General features: G+C 64.8%; 1 protein-coding gene. It reads right to left on the bottom strand.

All coding sequences use genetic code 11. The annotated features are described in order from the left end of the window. On the bottom strand, positions 1-1520 hold a 1520-nt coding region (locus PLJ71_16010), incomplete at its 3' end, for a hypothetical protein (GenBank protein HQM50193.1). Between the last annotated feature and the right edge of the window lie 163 nt (positions 1521-1683).

Here is a 1683-nt window from a genome sequence, read left to right as displayed (position 1 = left end):
TTCGGGTCGATGCGGACCGTGTAGAAGGCCGTTTCGATGGCCGCAGGGAGACCAATTCCCCGCGATGCCGCCGCAGGGTCACCGGCCTTTGCATACGAAGCAAATCCGGCGGGAGGCATGTCCGGCCGGCAAAGCAGCGCGCCGCCGGGCAGCGTCTGGCACGGAATCCCGGCCAGGCCGGGCGCAATGCCGGCCTCCAGCACGATGGGGTCCTTGCGCCGCCAGTTCGCGGGATTGAACAGCGTGACCGCCTCGCCATCGCCCCGAATCTTCCGGATACTCTCCTCGCATATCCCTCCGCAGGTGGTGTCGACCCAATCGAACCGGTCCTCAACGTCCCACGACTGGGGATGTTCGAACACCATGCCGCCCGCGGCGCCCCAGAGCGTGTTGCGGTCCATGTTCAACAGCATCAGGAGCCAGGCATGATACAAGTCCTGCGCGGGATACGCCTGGTTCTGGCGCAGGCTGGCGATCGTGGCGAGCATCTCCGATGCCTCCAGCGCGTGTTCGGCGCGGCGGTAACGCTGTTTGACCGCCGGATTCTGGATCCAAAATCCGAAATAGGTGAAGTTCCAGCCGCCCGTGACCGTCGGCATGGCGATCGTGCCCGACGCGATTCCCGGTTTCACCGCATCCACGTAATCTCCAAACGTCGCGAACCGGAGCGGGACATCCGGCGCGGCCCTCTTCCACTGTTCGAGAAACTCGCCCGGGTACCGCGCGTACAACGGCGCGAGACTGTAGTCTCCGCTGCCCGCAAGCACCAGCGTTGGCGCGCCGTCGGGCGTGCGCATGGTAGGCACGTCCGCCAGCGACGTCCGCCGCTCGCGGGACCGGCCGTCGTCGATCAGTTTCCGCAGTTCCGCGTCATTCAGCGCCTCCGTAGCGCGGAACAGGGCGGGCCATTCGTTGTAGTGACCGGGAGACACGGTCAGGATGCGGGTGCCGTCAGGGCTTTGCCCCCAGTACAGCGTGCTGCCGAAGTTGTTCATCCTGCAATGGACCAGGGTGTCCAGACCGAGCCCTTCCGCAATTTGCGGCATCTGCTCGTGCATGCCGGTAACGTCGATCGCCCAGCAATGGCGCGGGCGCACTCCGAGCATGCGTTCCTGCCACCGCAAACCTTCCACGCCCTGTTTCACGAGCGCCTCGCCCCCCGACAGGCAAATCGTCGGTTCCAGGAAAAACGCGTTGACCGCTTCGACCCGGCCTTCCGCGAGCCGCTGTTTGAGTTCCTCGAATCGCGCGGGCGTGAAGTTGCCTATCGCGATCATCGTGTTCACTTCCGAGATCACGAAGGCATAGGCGCCGTCCGCCGCCACGCGGTCCAGATGGTCAAGATAGCTGTTCGCGCAATACAGCCGCTCGTGCGAGAAATCCGTCAGCCACCCGCACGACGCAGGATGAAAATTCGGCACCACGAACACCGTCTCGCTCATGTCATTCTCCGCCGCCGCTACCACTGTCACGGGCAGCACCGCAACCAGGAAAAACCGTGTGACTACGCGCCCCATCATGACCCTTCCTCCCTCGCCCCTCTACCCACCCGCGAGCCAGACACAACCCCACCCACCCCATGACCATGGAACACCGTCACCCGAAAATCAAGCCCGAGAGCGGGGACATGTACCAAGCGCCGTCCCCGGCGCGACTACGTGTCCCCGCTCCGACAGCGCCGCC

The sequence above is a fragment of the Candidatus Hydrogenedentota bacterium genome (assembly GCA_035416745.1).
Lineage (GTDB): Bacteria > Hydrogenedentota > Hydrogenedentia > Hydrogenedentales > SLHB01 > UBA2224.
This window is presented reverse-complemented; position numbering and strand designations above follow the sequence as displayed.